The 20946-nt window shown below is 69.9% G+C and carries 18 protein-coding genes; 4 read left to right on the top strand and 14 right to left on the bottom strand.

The genetic code is table 11. The features are described from left to right. From ACZ9AQ_RS05530 to ACZ9AQ_RS05510, 5 genes are all read right to left on the bottom strand, one after another. On the bottom strand, positions 1–906 hold the full coding sequence (locus tag ACZ9AQ_RS05530) for a PLP-dependent cysteine synthase family protein (RefSeq protein WP_429202142.1): 906 nt from the start codon (positions 904–906) through the stop codon (positions 1–3). Between the two features lie 210 nt (positions 907–1116). Then, positions 1117–1866 carry an aquaporin Z gene (aqpZ, locus tag ACZ9AQ_RS05525; protein ID WP_429202144.1) on the bottom strand — a complete coding sequence of 250 codons (750 nt, stop codon included), beginning with the start codon at positions 1864–1866 and terminating at the stop codon, positions 1117–1119. Positions 1867–2013: 147 nt separating this feature from the next. Then, a complete protein-coding gene (locus tag ACZ9AQ_RS05520; RefSeq protein WP_429202145.1) occupies positions 2014–2670 on the bottom strand; it encodes a response regulator transcription factor in 657 nt (218 codons plus the stop codon). A 283-nt stretch (positions 2671–2953) separates the two neighbouring features. Beyond that, entirely contained in the window at positions 2954–3694 is a 741-nt protein-coding gene (locus tag ACZ9AQ_RS05515; protein WP_429202147.1) for an outer membrane protein, read from the bottom strand. A gap of 98 nt (positions 3695–3792) precedes the next feature. Then, complete coding sequence (locus ACZ9AQ_RS05510) at positions 3793–6048, bottom strand: patatin-like phospholipase family protein (protein ID WP_429202148.1); 2256 nt, start codon at positions 6046–6048, stop codon at positions 3793–3795. Positions 6049–6186: 138 nt separating this feature from the next. Between ACZ9AQ_RS05510 and ACZ9AQ_RS05505 the strand changes: the two genes are divergently transcribed. Beyond that, entirely contained in the window at positions 6187–6819 is a 633-nt protein-coding gene (locus ACZ9AQ_RS05505; RefSeq protein ID WP_429202149.1) for a glycine zipper family protein, read from the top strand. A gap of 23 nt (positions 6820–6842) precedes the next feature. On the opposite strand, the gene ACZ9AQ_RS05500 is transcribed toward ACZ9AQ_RS05505, so the two are convergent. The 5 genes from ACZ9AQ_RS05500 to ACZ9AQ_RS05480 all read right to left on the bottom strand — a co-directional run bounded on the left by ACZ9AQ_RS05500 (position 6843) and on the right by ACZ9AQ_RS05480 (position 12912). After that, on the bottom strand, positions 6843–7856 hold the full coding sequence (locus ACZ9AQ_RS05500; RefSeq protein WP_429202151.1) for a formylglycine-generating enzyme family protein: 1014 nt from the start codon (positions 7854–7856) through the stop codon (positions 6843–6845). 145 nt (positions 7857–8001) lie between these two features. Then, complete coding sequence (locus tag ACZ9AQ_RS05495) at positions 8002–8460, bottom strand: YidH family protein (protein WP_429202153.1); 459 nt, start codon at positions 8458–8460, stop codon at positions 8002–8004. A 162-nt stretch (positions 8461–8622) separates the two neighbouring features. Beyond that, entirely contained in the window at positions 8623–11103 is a 2481-nt protein-coding gene (locus ACZ9AQ_RS05490; RefSeq protein WP_429202155.1) for an autotransporter, read from the bottom strand. Continuing rightward, entirely contained in the window at positions 11103–12044 is a 942-nt protein-coding gene (locus tag ACZ9AQ_RS05485) for an HAD family hydrolase (RefSeq protein ID WP_429202157.1), read from the bottom strand. The genes ACZ9AQ_RS05490 and ACZ9AQ_RS05485 overlap by 1 nt, the downstream gene beginning before the upstream one ends. Positions 12045–12054: 10 nt before the next feature. Continuing rightward, the gene (locus tag ACZ9AQ_RS05480; protein WP_429202159.1) at positions 12055–12912 is read right to left on the bottom strand and encodes a hypothetical protein; all 858 of its coding nucleotides are present in this window, start codon (positions 12910–12912) and stop codon (positions 12055–12057) included. 297 nt (positions 12913–13209) lie between these two features. On the opposite strand from ACZ9AQ_RS05480, the gene ACZ9AQ_RS05475 reads away from it, so the two are divergent. Then, positions 13210–13905: a lipid-binding SYLF domain-containing protein gene (locus tag ACZ9AQ_RS05475; RefSeq protein ID WP_429202160.1), complete on the top strand. Its 696-nt coding sequence runs from the start codon at positions 13210–13212 to the stop codon at positions 13903–13905. Here the strand turns inward: ACZ9AQ_RS05475 and ACZ9AQ_RS05470 are convergent. Next, on the bottom strand, positions 13889–15256 hold the full coding sequence (locus ACZ9AQ_RS05470; protein WP_429202161.1) for an MBL fold metallo-hydrolase: 1368 nt from the start codon (positions 15254–15256) through the stop codon (positions 13889–13891). The genes ACZ9AQ_RS05475 and ACZ9AQ_RS05470 overlap by 17 nt on opposite strands. Positions 15257–15348: 92 nt before the next feature. Between ACZ9AQ_RS05470 and ACZ9AQ_RS05465 the strand changes: the two genes are divergently transcribed. Both ACZ9AQ_RS05465 and ACZ9AQ_RS05460 read left to right on the top strand, forming a co-directional pair. Continuing rightward, positions 15349–16740, top strand: a complete 1392-nt coding sequence (locus ACZ9AQ_RS05465) for a nucleobase:cation symporter-2 family protein (protein ID WP_429202163.1) — start codon at positions 15349–15351, stop codon at positions 16738–16740. Next, positions 16737–17753 carry an Lnb N-terminal periplasmic domain-containing protein gene (locus ACZ9AQ_RS05460; protein ID WP_429202165.1) on the top strand — a complete coding sequence of 339 codons (1017 nt, stop codon included), beginning with the start codon at positions 16737–16739 and terminating at the stop codon, positions 17751–17753. The genes ACZ9AQ_RS05465 and ACZ9AQ_RS05460 overlap by 4 nt, the downstream gene beginning before the upstream one ends. Before the next feature lie 32 nt (positions 17754–17785). On the opposite strand, the gene htpX is transcribed toward ACZ9AQ_RS05460, so the two are convergent. The 3 genes from htpX to ACZ9AQ_RS05445 are packed head-to-tail and all read right to left on the bottom strand — an operon-like array spanning position 17786 to position 20803. Further along, positions 17786–18661, bottom strand: coding sequence for a protease HtpX (gene htpX, locus ACZ9AQ_RS05455; protein ID WP_429202166.1), 876 nt, complete (start codon positions 18659–18661; stop codon positions 17786–17788). 37 nt (positions 18662–18698) lie between these two features. Beyond that, a complete protein-coding gene (locus ACZ9AQ_RS05450) occupies positions 18699–20282 on the bottom strand; it encodes a TerC family protein (protein WP_429202167.1) in 1584 nt (527 codons plus the stop codon). Positions 20283–20302: 20 nt separating this feature from the next. After that, positions 20303–20803 carry a hypothetical protein gene (locus tag ACZ9AQ_RS05445; protein ID WP_429202168.1) on the bottom strand — a complete coding sequence of 167 codons (501 nt, stop codon included), beginning with the start codon at positions 20801–20803 and terminating at the stop codon, positions 20303–20305. Positions 20804–20946 lie beyond the last annotated feature (143 nt).

The following is a 20946-nucleotide window of genomic DNA, read 5'->3' as shown; positions in this document are numbered from 1 at the left end:
TTAAAAGTATTTCGACAGGTAGAACGCGCCGGAGTCCGGGAAGATCGTCACGATGCGTGCATTGCCCAGTTGCGGCAGCAGGCGGGCGATCCCCGCCGTCACGCAGGCGCTCGAACCGCCGGCCAGGATGCCCTCTTCGCGCGCCAGCCGGTGGATCCAGGCCAGCGCTTCTTCATCCGGCACCTGGACCACGTCGTCGACCACCTTTGGATCGAACACCGGCGACGGACAGCCCTTGCCGACGCCCTCGATCGCGCTGGCGAATTCGCCGCCCGCCGGCTGGTCGGTGACCAGTGTCCGGTAGGCCGAATCGCGCGGTTCGACCCCGATCACGCGGATCGACGGATCGCGCTCCTTCAGGTAGCGCCCGATGCCCGAGATCGTCCCGCCCGAGCCGACGCCGCACACGAAGACGTCGATCTGGCCTTTCATCTGCGACCACAGTTCGGGCGCGGTGTCGGCGTAGTGCGCCTGGCTGTTCAGGCTTGACCGGTACTGGTCGAGATGATGGGCGTCGCCCTGGCGCGCGATGCCCAGGGCAGTCTCCTGGTAGTCGGGGCCCCGCTCGGCGTCGCACACCCGCACCGTCGCGCCATAGGCTTCGATGCGCCTGATCTTTTCCCGGCTGGTGGTGAGCGGAACGGCGACCTCGCAGTCCAGGCCAAGGACGGCGCTGGCCATGGCCAGCGCCGCCCCCGTGTTGCCGGAGGACGCCTCGACCACGCGCGTCGCCTGAGGCGGCAGCTTGCGCAGCATGGCCCGCACCATGCGGTCCTTGATGCTGCCGCCCGGATTCATGAATTCCAGCTTGGCCACCACATTGGCCGCCGCGAATACGCGGCCGAGCCTGACCACCGGCGTGTTGCCGATCGCTTCCATGACAGATGACTTGATCTCGGTTTGCACGCCACTTCCTTTCGAACCAGGCCCGCGATGCGAACTCCGCCGGGGCGGATATGCCAGCTGCATGCGAGGCACAACGAACGAGCGCCCGCACAAGGCGGGCGCTGACGGGTGCATCGTGACGACAGGATGCATTTCGATTGTAGTGGCTATTCTGCAAAGATGTCAGCAATATTATCGGCACTTTCTCCCAGGCTATAAAACTGGCGCGCTTCAGGTGCGCGCCCCAAGGCTGATCTCCGGCTCCATCGGACCCATGCCCGAGGGCTCGGCCGGCTCGCGCTGCAGCACCTTGCGGTACAACACGCCGGCCAGCGTGCCGCCGAGCAAGGGAGCCAGCCAGAACAGCCATAGCTGGGCCACCGCCCAGCCGCCGACGAACAACGCCGGGCCGGTGCTGCGCGCCGGGTTGACCGAGGTGTTCGTCACCGGGATGCTGATCAGGTGCACCAGGGCCAGGGCCAGGCCGATCGCGATGCCGGCGAAACCGACGGGGGCCCGCGGGTGGGTCGCACCCAGCACCACCAGCACGAACATGAAGCTCATCACCAGCTCGCACACGAAGGCCGCCTCGAGCGAATAGCCGCCCGGCGAATGCACGCCGTAGCCATTGGCCGCGAAGCCGGCCTGGACGTCGAAGCCGGCCTTGCCGCTCGCAATCACATAGATCAGGGCGGCGGCCAGCACGGCGCCGGCCACCTGCGTCACGACGTAGGGCGCCACGTGGCGCGCCGGGAAGCGCCCGCCGGCCCACAGCCCTACCGACACGGCGGGATTGAAGTGGCCGCCGGAGATCGGGCCGAGCGCATAGGCCGCCGTCAGGACGGTCAGGCCAAAGGCCAGCGACACCCCGGTCAGGCCGATGCCGACCTCGGGAAAGGTGGCGGCCAGCACCGCGCTGCCGCAGCCGCCCAGCACCAGCCAGAATGTGCCGATGAACTCGGCCAACAGTTTGTTCAACATGACGCTCTCCCCATCTTGCCGGACGCACGTACGGCGCGCGCCTGCGGATCGCCATCCTGCCCTGGCCGATGGCAAGTGCCTATTGGACCAAAGGGCGATGCCGGCGAATGGGGGCGCTTGGCCGCGGGGCGCCGAATGTGGCCGCCGTCACAGCGCATCCTTGTCGACGCCGTCGCCGGCGAATACCGCCCCCGCCTCGAGTTCCAGCGTCTCGCGCACCAGCTGGGCCAGCGAGGTCGCCCCCATCTTTTCCATGACCCGGGCGCGGTGCACCTTGATCGTCTTTTCGGCGATGCCGAGGTCGAAGGCGATCTGCTTGTTCAGGCGGCCGGACACCACATGGCGCAGCACCTGCTGCTCGCGCCGGGTCAGGGTGTCGAGGTGGGCGCGGATGCGCTGCAGCTCGACCCGCACCGCGCGCTCGTGGGCATCGCGCGCCAGCGCATGGCGCACCGCGGCGATGAAGCCATCCACCTCGAGCGGCTTGATCAGGAAGTCGACGGCGCCGGCCTTCATGGCCCGCACGCCCAGCGCCGCATCGCTGGCGCCGCCGGCGACGAACACGATGGCGCGCTCGGCGCCGCCCTCCTGCAGTTCGCGCAGCAGCGCCAGGCCGTCCAGCCCCGGCATCCGCACATCGATCACGGCGCAGCCGGGGGCGGTCGGATCGTGGGCCTGCAGGAAGCTGTCGGTGCGGTCGAAGGCGGCCACATGCAGGCCCGCCGCCTGCAGCAGGCACGCCATGTCCTTCAGCGCCCCGGCATCGCCATCGACGAGATAGGTCAGGGGTTCGATCGTTTGCATAGCCAACTCCCGCTGCAAGAATGCACCGGAAGCCACCTCCATACTTTCAGGCGCGGCGTCTTCCGCTGTCAACCATGATCCTGCGCATGCCAGCGCGGTGCAGACGATTCTAGATGCGCGGTCACCCACGCACGGGACGACACATGGCCTATTTGATATGTCACAAACATCAAGGGCACTTAGCCAGCCTCCTGTGAAACCAATCTTGAGTAACGCGGTCACACAGCATCAACCTTTCCGTGCAACCCTATTTTGAACGCATATAGACCGTAAAAATTGCCGATCAGAAGCGGAAGCCAACACCGACATACAGGCCCTGCATCGTCGTGTCGACGTCGACGCGCTCGCCGTCGTACTTGGTCTTGAGCTGGCGATAGCCAAACTTGAGCGAGCGGTCGGGCCGCCAGGCATAGCTTGCGCCCACCAGCAACTGCCACGCGTAGTCGCTGCCGTCGAACGTGCCGACGTCGAGGTAGCCGACCAGCGTCCAGCGCGGGTCCAGCGGATAACGGCCGCGTACGCCGACATAGGGATCGAGCGCATCCTTGCTCTGGCCGCGCTCGACGCCGCCCAGTTCGAGCGTCGGCTTCAGGTAATTGAAGCGCAGGCCGGCGATCAGGTCGACCGGGGCCGGACCCTCGAGCGCACGCCAGGCGCCGCCCAGCGTGTACATCTGCTGCACCACTTCCACATCCACCGGTCCGCGTGCCGTGGCGACGTCGTCCGAGAGCTTGATGTAGATGCCGTCGAACAGGACGCCCCAGCGCCCCTGGCGCGCCTCGAAGCTGCCGCTCAAGCCGAAGTCGAGCTTGTCCACCAGGTCTGAAAAGCTGTGCTCGCTCTCGACCGACAGATCGCCCACCGTCGTCGTGCCATCGAGGCCGGCCGCCCACAGATAGGGCGAAAATTCGTAGTCCCAGCGCTCGCCCGCCTGCGCCTGGGCCGCAGCCGGGGTGGCCATCGTCGCCAACGCTGCACAGCTCGCCAGTGCCATTGCCGTCTTGCTCGTGGTACGGATGTTCATGCCAGCCTCCGATTGTCATGATCCATGGTGGTAAAGGACGCGGCAACGTCGCCATGGTTGCGGACCGGCCTGCGATGGCGGCACGCGCAAGCGCCGCATCAAGGCAAACCGATGAACAGGTACAGCGACGAGCGGCCGCCCTGCGCCAGTCCGGCGCCGAAGTACAGCGGACCAAGCGGCGTCGTGCCGCCCAGGTAGATGGCGGCCGCGGCCTGCCAGCCGTCGAGCCGGGTTTCGGTGAAGCGGTTGCGCGCACTGCCCGCCTCGAGCGACAGGCCGACGCGCAGGTCGCCGCGCAGCCCCAGCGGCATGCGCCCGATGATCTTTTCGCCGCGCAGGCTGGCGAAGCGCACATCGTCGGCCAGGACCTGGTTGCGCACATAGCCGGACAGATTCAGGAAGCCGCCCAGCGCGGCGGCGTCGGCCAGCGGCATCCGCCCCTGGGTCGAGCCGGTGTAGTGCAGCCGTCCATTGAGCACGTACTCACCCCAGACGTACGCGGCGCGCAGCTCGGTCGCCAGCCGGCTGTAGTCGCCATCGTCGTGGCGGAACCAGGCGGCGCGCGCCGCCCAGCCGCGGCTGGGGAAGAAAGCGCTGTCGAACTGGTCGAAGTCGGCCACGACCTGCCAGCCACGCAGGGTCGACTCGCCGGTCGGCAAGGACGCCGGCCCGGTCTCGACCGTGGCTTCGATCTTGCGCACCGTGCGTTCCAGGCGCAGCTGGCCGACGGTGCCGGCATTCATGCCCAGCCCGAGGCTGGCGCCGCGGCTGCGCAGCGCATATTCGGCGATGCGGCGGTCGTCCTGGTAAACATTGAGCCGGTCGCGCACCAGCGCCAGCGCCGGCTGGAGGAAGAAGCGCTGGCGCGGCCCCAGCGGCTGGTAGAACTGGGTGAACAGCGTGGCGCGCTCGCCGATCTGGGCCCCGGACAGCCATTCGCCGCCAAGCGGATTGAGCCATTTGCGGTGGTAGGCCATGCGCAGCGCGAAGTCGTTCTCGTCGTTCGCGGCCTGCAGCTCGACACCGAAGCGCAGGTAATCGGGGCCCCAGCTCTTCTCGGTGGGCGTGACCTGCAGGATGCGCCGCGCGCGGGTGCCCAGCAGCGCGTAGTCGACGCTTTCGAAGTCGCCTTCGCCATACACGCGGGCCAGGCCAGCCTCGAGACGATTGGTGTCGAGCGGCTGCCCGGGCACGATATCGAGGTGTTCATGCACCAGCACCGGGTTCACATGGCGCAGCCGGGCGACCTCGACGCGGTCGATGACGGGCGGCGGCGGCGCCGGGCTGCGCAGGCGTGCGGTCCACGCCGCGTAGTCGGCGACCGGCAGCGCGAGCCGCGCCAGCTGCGGCGCCACCGCCTCGGCCGCCGCCTTGCCGCGCGCCGCGCCCTCGCGGAACTTGCCGAAGTCGGCCGCCGTGATGCCTGTCAGGTCGGGCTTGATATAGATGTCGCCCGGCCCCAGTTGGGCGCGCGAAGCCTCGGCGTTCTGCTCCGTCAGGATATTGATCATTTGCAGGGACACGGTGGCGACCGACGCGACCTGCTGCGGCTGCAGCAGCGGCGAGCCGACGTCGACCGCGATGATGACGTCGGCCTGGCAGCGCTCGCGCGCTTCGCGCACCGGCAGGTTGTCGACCAGGCCGCCGTCGACCAGGTAGCGGTCCTGGTAGCGCACCGGGGCCAGCACCGCCGGCACGCTCATGCTGGCGCGCATGGCGGCCGCCAGTTCGCCGCTGCGGAACACGACCCGCTCGCCGGTGCCGATGTCGGTGGTCACGATCGACAGGGGCAGCGGCAGGCTCTCGATGGTGCGCTCGCCGCGGTCGGCGCCGACCAGGGTATTGAAGAACAGCTTGATCTTCTGACCGCCCAGGAGACCGCGCGCCATGCGCAGTCCGTCCGGAGTGATGCCGGCCTCGAGACCGGGATAATAGCTTTGCGCCAGGCGCCGCTCGCGGTAATTGGTCTGGCCGCGGGCGGTCGCGTCGTCGAACAGGTCGCGCCAGTCGACCTTGCCAATGCGCTCGAGCATCTGCGGCGGGGTGAGTCCGCCGAGCCAGGCGCCGGCCACCAGCGACCCCATGCTGGTGCCGGCCACGCAATGGACCGGCACGCGCAAGGCGTCGAGCACGTCGAGCACGCCGACGTGGGCGGTGCCGCGCGCCCCACCCCCGCCCAGCACGAGGCCGATGCGCGGCGCGGCCGGCTGCGCGCCCGCCGCGGCATCGGCTGCGGTGTCGGCTGCGGTGTCGGATGCGGCAGCGGCATCGGCGACTGCACCGGCGGCGGCCGGGGTCAGCGCCAGGGGGAGCATCCAGATCAGTGCCAGTCGCAGCCAGGTCGTCGCCGTCATCCTCGTCTCGTCCTTTGCGCCGCCGGGCCGCGCATCGTCTGTGTCCGTCTGTCCGAGGTAGGACCAAAGGACAATGGCCTTGTTCCCGCGATTCGACCACGATGACGATGGCCGTCAGACCTTCGGGGGATCCTTTCGATGAACACTTCCATCGGCACAGTGCCCGTGGCCACGGTGCTGGCAGGCTGCCAGGCGCGCCGGACCACCCAGCCCGGCGCTGCCGGCGCGGCCCGGGCGCTGCGCTCGGGTTTCCCGGGCAACTATTCCCAGCCAGCGCCGGAGCGCACCATGTCGCTCACGCGACGGCTCACCCGCCAGCTCGGCTGTGCGGTCCTGCTGGCCGCCAGTGCGACGGCGGCCCAGGCCCAGCGCCCGATCGCCTATCCGTCCCAGGGCCAAAGCCAGGCGCGCCAGGAGCGCGATGACGGCGAGTGCACCACCTGGGCCAGGAAGCAGACCGGGATCGATCCGGCCGCCCTCGCCTCCCAGCCGCCGCCGCAAGAGACCGGCCCGGCCGTCGGCGGCGGCGAACGGGTGCGCGGCGCCCTGCGCGGCGCGCTCGGCGGCGCCGCCATCGGCGCGATCGGCGGCGACGCCGGCGAAGGCGCCGCCATCGGCGCCGGGGTCGGCACCATCGCCGGCGGCCATCGCGCGCGCCAGAACCAGGCCGGCCGCAACGCGGCCAGCGCCGGCGCGCAGCAGGCGGCGCTGGACGACTACGGGCGCGCCTACAGCGCCTGCATGCGGGGGCGCGGCTACACCGTCGAGTAGCCGCAGAGACAGCGCCACACCGGCTAAGACCGCAGGATGCAGCGAAAGCCCAGGTGGCAGGTCGCGGTGTCGAGCGGATGCGGATAGCGCGCCGCCGGCCGGTAGCGCCGGCAATAATTCGGCGCGCACAGGTGCGAACCGCCCTTGATGGTCTTGCGTGCGATCCGGGGGCCGCCGCGTTCGCGCCCCGCCTCGACACTGCCGTCCTGCGCGCCGCCGCGCGGGTTGAGCGGCACGCAGCAGGCCTTGTGCGCCGCCGCCGGATGCCGCGCGCGGTACCAGTCGGCCGTCCATTCCCAGACATTGCCTGCCATCTGGTACAAGCCATAGCCGTTCGGCGCGAAAGCGCGCGCCGGCATCGTGCCACGGGCGGTCGAGGGCGGCAGGCGCTGCCAGGGAAATTCGCCATGCCAGGTATTGGCCATCGGCGCGCCATCCGGCATGAAGTCGCCGCCCCACACGTAATCGGCGCCGTCCAGGCCGCCGCGCGCGGCGAATTCCCATTCGGCCTCGGTCGGCAATTCGAGCCCGGCCCAACGCGCATAGGCGAGCGCGTCCTCGTACACCACCTGCACCACCGGATGCTCGTCCAGGCCGTCGAGCGCGCTGTCGGGCCCGCGCGGATGTTTCCAGTCGGCGCCGCCCACATAGGCCCACCAGTTGCCGATGTCGCGCAGGTCGACCGGTCCCGGCGGCTTGAGGAACACCATGCCGCCCGGCACCAGCATCTCGGGCAAGGCGCCCGGATACAGGGCCGGATCGGGATCGCGCTCGGCCACGGTGACGTAGCCGGACGCCGCCACGAAGCGGGCGAATTCGGCATTGGTCACCGTGCTCGTGGCCATCCAGAAGCCGGACACCCGGACCGGATGGGCCGGCGCCTCTTCGGGATAGTGGCGGTCGGACCCCATCCGGAATTGCCCGCCGGGGATCCAGGCCAGGCCTGGACGGGGCGCCAGCCCCGGGGCCGGCGCCGCTTCCAGATAGGCGTCGCGGCGGTCGGCGCCGGCCGCCGTCTTGCTTGTTGCTTCCGGCATATGCCCTCCTGGTCAGTGACAGGCGCCGCTGGCGGCGGCGATGCGTCCCGGCCAGCGCACCGCCATCGGCACCCGGGACGCGCTTTTCCGGTTGGTGTTCTTTGATGTGTTCGCCATGCTGACCTGCCTCTCGCTGCCTGTGGATTCATACCACCGACCCAAAGCCCAGCACCATGTCCCCGATCGCGAACAGGCCGATCAGCAGCATGGCCAGGGCCACGATCAGGGTCAGCGAAACCGGGAACGCGCTCTCGCCGTGGATCAGTCCCTGGGCCTTCAGTTGCGCGCGCTCCCTGCGCAGGCCGCGCATGAAGGCCACGTGAAAGCCGATGCCGGAGACCAGCATCGCGATCCCGAGCAGCACCAGCGACACGCCGAAGCCGCGCACCGCGCCGCTGCCTTCATCGAGCACCTCGGCCTGGGCCAGCTTCAGGAACAGCTGGAAGATGGTGAAGCCAAAGCTGATCAGGGACAGCGAGGTGCGGATCACCGACATCAGGGTGCGGTCGGCGCTCATGCGGGTGCGCTGGAACGACATGCCGGTGCGGCGCGCCGACAGCTCGACCGCCGGGTCCTCGAAGGGGGACGCGCTGACAGTATCCATGGCCGGCCCGCCCTTTACGCCACCAGCCCGGCGGCCGGGATGGTCCAGCCCCCCGGCAGCAGTTCGGCGTCGTCCACGTTCACCGGAGCCGGGCGGCCGCGCGCCGGCTCGGGGTTGATCGGTTCGTTCATGGTTTCTCTCCTCATTCGCCTGGAAGCCGTGCTAGCGGCGCCGGAATCCGCCGCGATGCCCGCCGAAGCTGCGCTGCAAGTTCATCGATGAACGGTCGAAATTCCGGGTGCGCACCTCGCCCATCTGGCGCGCGCCGCGATCCACGTCGAGCCGCTGGCGCAGCGTCGCGGCGCCCTGGCCGCCACCGGCCGCGCTCCAGCCCTGGGCGCCGTGCCGCTCCCAGCCGGCGCCGGTGTTGCGATACACCCGGCCATCGCGTCCGGCGTACACGTCGTTGCCGACCCGCGCCACCGCACCGCCTCCGGCCCCGCGCGCGCCGGCCACCCGTTCGGCCTGGCCGCTGGCGCGGTCGACGACCACGCCGCGTCCGCCCTGCACCGCCCTGCCGCTGGCCGGGTCGGCGATCACGCCCCGGCGGCCGGCGGCCGCGACCCCGCGCGCGGGGTCGGCCACGATGCCACGCCCGCCAGCGGCCAAGCCGCCGCGCGGCCCCTGGGCCACGCCGCGCGCGCCGGCGGCGAATTCGCCCGTATACACGTTGCGCACGGCGCTGCGCTGGCCGGCGGCGGCCACGCCGGTGCGCGAGTTGTACGAAGAACCGACCCGGCTGGCCCAGGCGTTGCCGCTCCAGGCATCGAAGCCGCCCGCGGCGCGGCCCACGCTGGCGCGGCTGCCCCACTGCGAGTAGATATTCCCCGTATAGCCGGCCCAGCCGCGCGCGCCATAGGCGGCGCCCCATGCCGGCGCCGCCCAGGCGCCCCAGTACGGATAGGGGCCCCAGCCCCAGCCCGAGGACGAGACGGCCGCGCCCCAGGCCCAGCCCAGGCCGAAGGCCACCGCCCAGCCGGTCCAGGGCGTGTAGGCCACCGACGCGCCATAGCCATAGGTGACGGGCGCGCCATACCAGGCGCTGCCCATCCAAGGCTGGTAGGCGTAGCCGGTGCCGTAGACCACGACGCCGCTGCCGGGATCGACCAGGGTGCCCTGGTAGGCCGGCGTATAGCCGACCGTCACGCCGCCGTCGTCGACGCCGTAGATGCGCACCGCCGTCACGAAGTACAGCGGCGACTCGGGCGGGATCGCATAGATCTCGGCCGGCACGCTGGTGGCCACCCGGTATGGGCCGGCGGGCGCGCTGGCGGTGAACCAGACGCCATCCTGCACCGCGTAGTAGCTGGCCGGAGCGGCCTCGATGATGGTGGTGGCGGTATTGACGATGTAGCGCAGCGAGGTGCCGTCGATCGGCCTGAACTGGGGCGCGCCATCGAACACCGGCGTCGGCAAGGTGGTCTGCGCGATCTGCACGGTCGCCGTCTGTGGAATGGCGGCGGCGATCGCCGCCTCGCGCGCCTGGGCGGTGCCGGCAACCGACGCCTTGACGTTTTCCTTGGCGCTATCGTCAGGAATCGCCGCGAAGTCGGGCGGCAGCGCGGACGGCGCCACGTATTCCCAGGGCCCGCTCTCGTCGGCGGCGCCGAACCAGCGGCCGGAAGCCAGCACGTAGCTGCGGTTGTCGAGCGTCGACTTGAACAGGTTGCCGGTGGTGTTCTCGACGTACAGCAGGCGGGTGCCTTCGATCGGGACGTAGCGCGGCGCGCCGTCGGTCACCACCAGCTCGGTCGGCACGGTGGCGAAGTACAGCGCCGGCGCGCCGTCGGCCAGGCGCGGCGCCGGATCGTCCGGCCCCGCCTGGCCAGTCAGCGGATCGGCCAGGTGCGCGTCCGACACCTGGCGCCAGGCGCGTTCCAGGTCGGCGCCGGGCGCCGCCAGCACGCGCCAAGGGCCGTCCAGGGACGGCGCGCTCATCCAGCCGTCGAAGATCTTCAGGTAGTGCACGCCGCGCGCATCGCGCAGCAGCAGCGGCCGGGTGTTGATCACGCGCTCGAACGGCAGCCCGGCCAGGCGGCGGTACACCGGCGCGCCGTCGATGCTCACCAGGAGCGCCGGCACGGTCGAAAAGACGAAGCGCGGCGGCGTATTACGCAGCGCCTGTTGCGCGCTCGCGCGCCCGGCGCCGAGCGCCTCCATGGCCGCCTCCAGGCGGTCGAGTTCGATGGTGCGCGAACGGCCTTCGAGCTCGGCGCGGATCGCCGCCTCCCAGGCGCTCTTCTCGGCAGCGGAGGCGGACGGGAACTCGGAGCCCACGATGCGGGCCCGCACCAGGGTCACGCTGCGGGTGCCCTTGTCGACCAGGGTGTCAGCCTCGAGCGTCATCACGCCATAGCGGGTCTGCGGCGGCGCGCCGGCGCTGGCCCCGACGGCGGCGCGCGCCTGCAGCCGCGCGCCATCCCAGGCATCGAGCTGGGGCTGGTACATGGTCAGGGTGGTGGCGCCCGCGCGCACCTGACGCGGCCAGGGCGCGGCTTGCGGCGACGCGACATCCTCCTGGCGGCCCTGCGGATCGTCCTGCGGCGCGGTGGGCCCCTGGGCGGCGCCCAACGGGCCGGACGCCACCAGCGCCAGCATCACAAGCTGCGCCAGGACCGACCAGGATCTGGAGCCGGGCCTCATCACAGCGCTCCCGCGGGCGGCGCGAACACGGTGCGCCAGGCGCCGGCCATGGCGGCCACGGTCCAGCCATCGCGGGCCGCGCGCAGCAGCGCCGCCTCGGCGCCGCCCGTGTAGGCATATTCGCGCGCGGCGTCGTCGTGGTGGATCAGCAGGCACATCGACGCGCCAGGTCCGCGCGCGCAATAATCGAGCATCTGGATGTCGCCGTTGGCATTGCCGGCGGCGAAGATCGGCCGCCGTCCCAGCCGGCTCCAGATGCGCACCGGCTTCATCGGCCCGTCGTCGAACACCTCGACCGCGACGGTATGGACGATGTCGCCCACGTCCTCGCGGTATTCGAGCGCGACCGAACTGCCGATCACGTTCTCGGGCTGGATGCCATACACCTCCTCGGTCACCGTGCGCATGAAGTCGCGCGTGCCGCCGCTGGCGATGCAGTTGGTAAAGCCGTGTCCGGCGAGGTAGCGCAGCAGCTCGGTCATCGGCGTATAGGTGCACTCGACATAGGGCCGGCCCAGCTGCGGATGGCGCGCGACGTGCAGGAAATCGGCGGCCGCGCGCGCGAACTCGTCGGTGCTCAGCCCGACATAGCACTGCAGCAGGCCATCGACCATGGCATGCAGGGCGGCGCCGTCGCCCCGGTAATGCTGCTCGATGGCGGCGCCCAGCCACGCATGGTCGCGCGCCAGCGCCGCCTTCCACGGCTGGCGCACGACCAGCGCCGGCTCGCGCGCGGCCATGCGCGCGAGCCGGTGGAACAGGAACTCGGCCTGGATCGGACCGGGCTTCTCACACCATAGCGTGCCATCGTTGTCGAACACGGCGATCCGGCCGGCGGGCGGCACATGGGCGCTCGACGCCTCGTCCGTCACCCGCCGCACAAAATCGATGATCCGGTCGCGGGCGGGGCCGTCGGCCCAGGATGGCAGCGCCGGCGTCATCGGCGTCTCCTTACTGCGGCGCCAGCGCCTGACGGCGCAGCCAGAGCTGGTAGGGAACGATCGCCACCAGGCCGAGAACGACGAACAGCACGACCGTCGCCCGCACCTCGTCGCCCAGCGCATTGGCGCCGGCGACCAGCATCGCGATGGCGGGATGGCGCGTCGCACACGACAGCGCCAGCGCGACCCGGTCGTGCGGATCGGGCCCGCCCAGCAGGTGGCCGGCCACCAGGCCCGCCAGCACCACGGCCAGGATCGCCAGCGCCGTGCCGTCGCCGATCAGGCGCGCCAGCTCGGGCGCCACGGTCACCAGCAGCGGCAGGCAGGCCAGCGCCAGCAACCCGAAAGCGAAATTGCCGACCAGCGGCGCGGCGCGCGCCGCCGGGCCGGGCGCCAGCGCGCGCAGGCCCAGTCCCAGGCCCAGCGGCACGAACAGCGAAACGAACACCAGTTGCGCCACCGCCAGCGGCGACACCGCGGCGTGGGCGTCGAACAGCCAGGCCAGGATCGCCACCGCCGCCGGCACCGTCACGATCGACAGCGTTGCCATCGCCACCAGCAGGCCGTAGGCGTAGGGCTTGCGGGCGCCGAACCGGATCTCCCTGGCCAGCACGATCGGCGGCAACGGCGACACCGCCATCAGCACGATCGCGATCTCGACCGATTCCCTCAGCGGCAGCAGCGCCACCAGCAGCGCCGCGACCAGCGGCACCACGACCACCACCGCCAGCAGCGCGCGCAGCAGCAGGCGCGGTCGGCGCAGCAGGTACAGGCCGTCGCCCTTGGCGATATCCATGCCGATGCCCAGCGCCAGCAGCAGCAGGCTCGCGTGCGTGGCCAGCGTCAGCAGTTCGTGCAGTATGTCCATCGTGTCTCCCCAACCCGGCGCCTGGCCGCCAGCGCAGGCCGTCCACCGATGTTAGGCGCGGCGGCCGCGCGGCGGCATTGGACCATGGTCCAAAGGAATCGCCGTGTACGACGAAAGTCCAATGGCGCCGGCGCCCGCGGCGGCGTTAGGCTGTGCTGCCCGGGCAATCCGCCGCGAAGGGATGGATACCGGATGTTCTACCCGATGATGTCGTTCCCCGCCATCATCGGGAGCAATGCGCTACAAGCCAGGCGATGTTGAGCCGGCACTTACCCTACCGCCATCTGCGAGGTGATCATGTCGACGTCATTGCACAGTACCGCGCGGCGCAGCCGCGTGCTCGCCGCCGTTGCCGCGTTCGGGCTCGCCGCCTGCGCCAGCGAGCCGACTCTTGACGACACCCGGGCCCAGGTCGACGCGGCCCAGGCCACCCTGACCAACTTCGTGCGCGACCCCGACATGACGTGGTTCCGCGAACACGTGGGCAGCGCCAGGGCGATCCTGATCAGCCCCCAGATCGTGCAGGCCGGTTTCATCGTGGGCGGCTCGGGCGGTTCGGCGGTTCTCATCGCACGCCATGGCAACGACTGGGCCGGCCCGGCCTTCTACCGCATCGCCGCAGGCTCGGTGGGATTGCAGGCCGGCGCCCAGGCGTCCGAAATGGTGGCCCTGGTGATGACCGAAAAAGGCCTCGATTCCCTGCTGTCGACGTCGTTCAAGCTGGGCGGCGAAGTGAGTGTCGCGGCCGGCCCGGTCGGCGCCGGCACGGGCGCGCCGATCAATGCCGACATGGTGGCGTACACCCGGTCGAAAGGGCTGTACGGCGGCGTGAACCTCGACGGCACCGTGATTTCGGTCGACGAGGGCCGCAACCACGCCTATTATGGCCGCGCCGTGACGCCGGTCGACATCCTCGTTACGCGCACCGTCAGCAATCCCCATGGCCAGGGCCTGGCCCGGGTGGCGTCGAGCGCGATCAAGGGCGCGCGCTGAGGTCGCGCGCCAGCAGGCGGCGCAGCTGGGCCGCCTGGTAGGCCCCGAAGGTGTCGCCGAACAGGCAGCGGATCAAGGGGTCGTCGATCACGTCGGCCTCTTGCAGTTCGCGCTCGACAGCGGGCTCGAACTGCACGTCATTGATCCGCATGTACATCGAGGTCAGCGACTCGCCCAGCGCGAGCGCCGCGTACAGCTTGGCGGCCGGGATCTCGGTGCTCCAGCCGAGCGGGCCGGCCGTGGCGTCCACCAGCGCCGCGTCCTCGCCGTCGAGGCGGTAGTGATAGTGGCTGGGCTGGCCCGCATGGTCGAACACCGACAGGCGCCAGATGCGGGGACGGTCGAAATAGGCCGAGCCGGCTTCGGTGTCACGATACTTCGTCACCAGTCCCCGGCGGCAGTACTCCATGACGCGCGCCTGTTCCTGCGCGCCCAGCGGCGCGAAGTGGCGCGCGATCTCGCCCGTGGACGGGGGCGCCGCATTTCCCTCATAGGCGTAGTCGACGTCCTGCTCGCCCACCGGAATGACCCAGGCCAGCGGCGGCGCCGGGTGCAGGCCGGCGGCGTCGAGCCGCACCGCCACCGAGGGGTCCAGGCGCACGATGCGCGCGTCCGGCAATGCCGCTCCCACCTCCTGCGCGAAGCGGGCGTAGGAGATCGGGAAGAACGCGCGGTTATACCAGGACCACGGCTCCTGCAGGAACTGGCATGAGCTCGGGACCACATGGCGCGGCGCCAGCGCCCGCAGCTGGTCCAGCCATTCCGCGGGCACGCCGGGCGGCGCCGCGGCGTGACGCGACGGCGCCAGCACCTCGAGCTCGCGCATCGTCTGGAACGGCCACAGCACCATGTCCCATGGCCCCAGGCCGGCCAGCTGGCCGAGCGTGTCGTCGTCGATCCATGAATCGACCACGTTGAGCACGTTCATGCCGGCGGCGCGCACCTGGAACATCGAATCGACCTCGCGATCCATCGCCTCGCGCGGCGTGACGGTGAACGGCCCGACCTCGACCACCCGGTCCAGCGCCAGCGCGTGCACCCGGGTGAAGCCGAGCTGGCGCACCATCTCGAACAGCGCGTCGAACTGGCAGTAGATGTACAGCGGCGTGGTGCGCTCCAGCAGGTCCAGGCTCTCGAGCGAGCAGTGGTCGTCGTGGAAATGCGAGATGAAGACGGCGTCGAACCGCTGGCGCCGGATGGCGTCGAGGTCGAAGCGCACGTCGGGAAACGCGTGGCAGTTGCGGCTGAAGGGATTCTCGAAAATCGTGTCGAAGGCGATACGGCTGCCCTCGCATTCGAAGACGTACCCCGCATGCAGGATTCTCGCGATCGTCAGTCCCGCCGTGTCCATGGTTTTCTCCGTGAAAGGCGGCAATTCTACACCCCGGTCGCCCGGCGCCGTCCGTCAGGCTGTAGAATCGCGCCTTTGCCCAGCAGTTTTCCATGCCGACACCCCCAAGCCAGCACGCCGTCCAGGCGCCCCCACCGGAACTGATCCTCGGACTGGACGACCGTCCGCCCCCGCTGCTCGGCATGCTGGCCGCCCTGCAGCATCTGCTGGCCATCATCGTTCCCATCGTCACCCCTGGCCTGCTGATCTGCCAGGCGCTGGGCGTATCGAGCCGCGACACCAACCTGATCGTCTCGATGTCGCTGGTCGTCTCCGGCATCGCCACCTTCGTGCAGTGCCGCCGCTTCGGTCCGTTCGGCGCGGGCCTGCTGATCGTGCAGGGCACCAGCTTCAACTTCGTCGGACCACTGATCGCCGGCGGCGCGCTGATGGTCAAGCAGGGCACGCCGGTGGAAGCGGTGATGGCGGCGATCTTCGGCGTCGTGGTGGCCGGCTCCTTCATCGAGATGGGCGTCTCGCGCGTCCTGCCGTTCGTCAAGCGCCTGATCACGCCGCTGGTCACGGGCATCGTGGTGCTCATGATCGGCCTCACCCTGATCAAGGTCGGCCTGACCAGCATGGGCGGCGGCTATGCGGCCATGGCCGACGGCAGCTTCGCCAACGGCGAGAACCTGCTGCTCTCCGGCGTGGTGCTGGCCATCATCGTGATCCTGAACCGGGTGCCGGTGGCCTGGATGCGCAGCGCGGCCATCGTCATCGCGCTGGCCGTCGGCTACGCGCTGGCCGGCTGGATGGGCCGCCTGGACTTCAGCGGCATGCACGAGGCCCCGCTGTTCCAGGTGCCCGCGCCGCTGCACTTCGGCCTCGGCTTCTCGTGGTCGCTGTTCATCCCGATGATCGTGATCTACCTGGTCACCTCGCTGGAAGCGATCGGCGACGTGACGGCCACCAGCAAGGTCTCGCGCCAGCCGGTCGAGGGTCCACTGTGGATGCAGCGCATCAAGGGCGGCGTGCTGGTCAACGGCGCCAACTCCCTGCTGGCCGGCATCTTCAACACCTTCCCCAGCTCGATCTTTGCCCAGAACAACGGCGTGATCCAGCTGACCGGCATCGCCAGCCGCCACGTCGGCATGTGGATCGCCCTGTTCCTGGTGATCCTGGGCCTGTTCCCCGCGGTCGCCGGCGTGATCCAGGCGGTGCCGGAACCGGTGCTGGGCGGCGCCGCCATGGTCATGTTCGGCGCCGTGGCCGCGGCCGGCATCAACATCCTGGCCGGCGTCACGCTCGACCGGCGCGCGCTGCTGGTGATCGCGGTGTCGCTGGCGCTGGGCCTGGGCGTGTCCCAGGTGCCTGAATTCCTGGCCCATATGCCGGCCGCAGTGCGGGGCGTGCTCGAATCGGGCGTCGCCACCGGCGGGCTGTGCGCGCTGCTGCTGAACTGGTTCTTGCCCGAACAGCCGGCGGCGCCGCAGGAAGCGCGGTGAACCGCAGGCGCCTGGTCCGGAGCCTGTCGGCGCTGCCGGTCGTGGCCGTCACGACATGGGGCGCGGCCGCCCTATGGTTTCAGCTGGCGCCCGCGCCGGCGCTGGCCGTGGGCGGCGCCTGGACCCTGCTCGGCCTGGCCGTGGCGCTGGTGCTGGCGCGCGCGCCCGGCTGGCAGCACGAGCGCAGGCTGCTGCTGGCCGGCGCGTTGGCGTTGCTGGCGATGCTGGGATGGTGGCAGTCGCTCGCGCCGTCGCACGCCAGGGCCTGCGCCGACGACGTCGCGCGCCTGCTGGAAGCCTCGGTCGACGGCGAGCGCCTGACACTACGCAACGTGCGCGCCTTCGAGTGGCGCACCGAGACCGACTATACGCCGCGCTGGGAAACCCGGCGCTACGACCTGTCCCGGCTCGAGACGGCCGACCTGGTCCTGTCGTACTGGATGGGACCGCACATCGCCCACACGCTGGTGTCGTTCGGCTTCAGCGACGGCCAACGGCTGGTGCTGTCGCTCGAGATCCGCAAGGAACGCGACGAGACCTTCTCGGCCGCCGGTGGGTTCTTCCGCAAGTTCGAACAGGTGATCGTCGCGTCCGACGAGCGCGACCTGATCCGCACGCGCAGCAATGTGCGCGGCGAGCAGGTCTATCTATACCGGCTGCGCGCCACGCCGGCGCAGCTGCGCGCGGCGCTGCTGGACTACCTGGCGCGCGCCGAGCGGCTGCGCCGCCAGCCCGAGTTCTACAACACCCTGACCAGCAACTGCACCACGATCCTGTTCGAGCTGGCGCGCCGGATCGATCCCGCCCTGCCGCTCGACTATCGCCTGCTCGCGTCGGGGCACTTCGCCGAATACGCCTACGAGCAGGGTGCGCTCACCTCGCGCCTGCCCTATGCGGTCTTGCGCGATCGTGGCCACATCAACGCGCGCGGGCGCGCCTCCGACACCGGTGCGCACGACTTTTCGCAGGCGATCCGGGTCGGCGTGCCAGGCGTCAACGCGGCGGCGCCCTGACGCCGACTCCCGGCCCCTGAGGCCGGTGCGCCTCAGCGCGACTGCAGGGCCGCGATGCGTTCCTCAATTGGAGGATGGCTCGAGAACAGCGCCAGCGCGCCGCCCTTGCCCGAGATGCCGAATGCGCTCATGTTCTTCGGCAGCGCGCCTTCGGCCATGCCGCCCAGGCGGCGCAGGGCCGCGATCATCGGCTGCGGCTGGCCCATGATGGTGGCGGCGCCGCGGTCGGCGCGGAATTCGCGCTGGCGCGAGAACCAGGCCACGATGATGCTGGCCAGGATGCCGAACGCGATCTCGCACACGATCACGGTGGCCATGTAGCCGATGCCGGGACCGGTGTTTTCCTGGTCATTCTTGCGCAGCATGCCGTCCACGAAATAGCCGACGATGCGCGCCAGGAAGATCACGAAGGTGTTGACCACGCCCTGGATCAGGGTCAGCGTGACCATGTCGCCGTTGGCGATGTGGGCCACCTCGTGGGCCAGCACGGCTTCGACTTCCTGCTGGGTCATCGACTGCAGCAGGCCGGTCGAGACCGCGACCAGCGACGAGTTCCTGGTGGCGCCGGTGGCGAAGGCGTTCGGTTCGCCCTCATAGATCGCCACTTCGGGCATGCCGATGCCGGCGCGCCGGGCCTGGGCCGCCACCGTGTCCAGCAGCCACTGTTCGGTCGAATTCGACGGCTGCCCGATGACGCGCGCGCGGGTGCTCCACTTGGCGATCGGCTTGGACAGCAGCAGCGAGATGAAGGCGCCGCCAAAGCCCATCAGGCCGGCGAACATCAGGAGCTTGGTGAGATCGAGGCCATTCGAGGTCAGGAACCGGTTCACGCCCAGCAGGCTGGCGGTGATGCCCAGCACCAGCATGATGCCCAGGTTGGTTGCAATAAACAACAAAGTACGTTTCATGATGTCCTTCTTGGTACGGTTACGGTAAAAAGCGGTGTCAGGCGGCCAGCCCGGCATCCTCGGCCACGATGCGCTGGACCAGCACCCGCGCGATGCGGCGCTCCTCCACGCTCAGGATGCGGTAGCGCAGGCCCTCGATCTCGAGCTCCTGGCCAAGCTCCGGCATGCTCTCGAAGCGCGCCAGCAGGAAGCCGGCCAGCGAGGTGTAATCGTCGTCGCTGCTGACCAGCCCCTCGGTCTCGAGCACCTGCTCGAGCTGGTGCAGGTCGGCCGTGCCCATGACTTCCCATACGCCGGGGCCCACCGGCTGGATCGCCAGCTGCTCGTCCTCGTCGGGGAATTCGCCGGCGATCGCCTCCAGGATGTCGACCGGGGTCAAGAGGCCCTGCACGATGCCGAATTCGTCCGTCACCAGCACCAGCTGGCCGTGGGCGCGCTTGAGCGTGTCCATGGCCTTGAGCACGCCGGCGGTGTCGGGCAGCAGGATCGGCTTGCGTATCGATCCATTGGAGCCATTGCCGTCGTCGACGACGTCGTCGATGCGCGCCTGCAGTACCAGCTGGCTGATCAGGTCCTTGGTGCGGGCGATGCCGACCAGGTTGTCGAGCTGGCCGCGGCAGACCGGCATCCGGCTGTGCGGCGTTTCCTGCAACTGGCGCAGGATGGCGTCGGCTTCGTCGTCGAGGTTGACCCAGGACATCTCGGAGCGCGGCGTCATGATCGAACGGATCGAACGGTCGGCCAGGGTCAGCACGCCGCTGACCATATTGCGCTCCTCGACGCCGAAGGCTTGTGGCTCCCCGGCCTGCGTGTCCTCTGGGTCCGGCTCGGCATCCTGGCGCCGCTTGCCGCCCATCAGGCGCAGCACGGTGTCGGCGGTGCGGTCGCGCAGCGGGACGCGCGCCTCGTTCTTGAGGAAGTTACGGCGCGCGAACTGGTTCAGGGTCTCGATCAGGATCGAGAAGCCGATCGCCGCGTACAGGTAGCCCTTCGGAATGTGGAAGCCCAGGCCCTCGGCCACCAGCGACAGGCCGATCATGAGCAGGAAGGAGAGGCACAGCACGACCACGGTCGGGTGCGCGTTGACGAAGCGGGTCAGCGGCTTGGACGCCAGGATCATGACGCCGATCGAGATGATGACGGCCGCCATCATGACTTCCAGCTGGTCGACCATGCCGACCGCGGTGATCACGGCGTCGAGCGAGAACACGGCGTCGAGCACCACGATCTGCGCCACCACGGCGCCGAAGCTGGCGTACACCTTCGACTGGGTGTGGACGTGAGTCACGCCTTCCAGGCGTTCGTGCAGCTCGACGGTGGCCTTGAACAGCAGGAATACGCCACCGAACAGGAGGATCAGGTCGCGCCCCGAGGGCGCCCACGGCCCGAGCGCGAACAGCGGCGTCGTGAGCGTGACCAGCCACGACACGATCGTCAACAGGCCCAGGCGCATCAGCATGGCCAGGGAGAGGCCGATCAGGCGCGCCTTGTCGCGCTGGTGCGGCGGCAGCTTGTCGGCCAGGATCGCGATGAAAATCAGGTTGTCGATGCCCAGGACGATTTCCAGGACAATGAGTGTGAGCAGACCCGCCCAGATTGCCGGGTCGAATAGCCATTCCATGGTATTACCTCGTTAATTTGCTAAAAGTGAATCGCGGCCGCGATCGCGGGCACGGCGGCGCGGTCGTGTCGACATGCGCCGTCCATGCGGGGATCGTGATCGGCCAGGGGCGCCGCGGCAGCGGCGAAGGCAGGCCTCCAGGGCCGGCGCGGGGGTTTCAGCAACGGGAACGAGGAGTGATTGGCGCGCGGCGGCGCCGGGGGTCCGATCGCGCCTTCCGCCAGGCCGGACAGCCGCAGGCCGAGCTCTTCGTACACGGAGTCGTGGACGTCGGCGCCGGCGGGCGGTTCATCGGGATCGATATCGCAGGCGGACTGACAATCGGCGCCGCCGGCCAGGTAGGCGTCGGCGAACAGCGGCACGGCGGCGTCGGTCTCGAGCGCAGCCGTGTGGATGAGGACTTCGGAAGGTGTGACGTGTTCCGCCGCTGCGGCGGGCTGCATCGCGGATGCGGCCATGGCCAGGGCAAACATATTCAGGGGTAGCAGAAGGGTCAGGCAGATGACGAAAAATCGTCTCATATACGATGCAGGAGTCGGAACGGCGCCAGTATAGCATGGCCGCGCACCGCGCCGACGTCGGTCAGCTCGGACGGCCTTGCCGGCCGGTTAACGAAAAACGGCGCCGCCGGCAGCCGTCGATCTGACGAATGCCGACGGCGCCG

It is taken from the genome of Massilia sp. UYP34, assembly GCF_056279385.1.
Note: the sequence above shows the minus strand (reverse complement) of the source record. Positions and strands in the feature narration are given on the sequence as shown.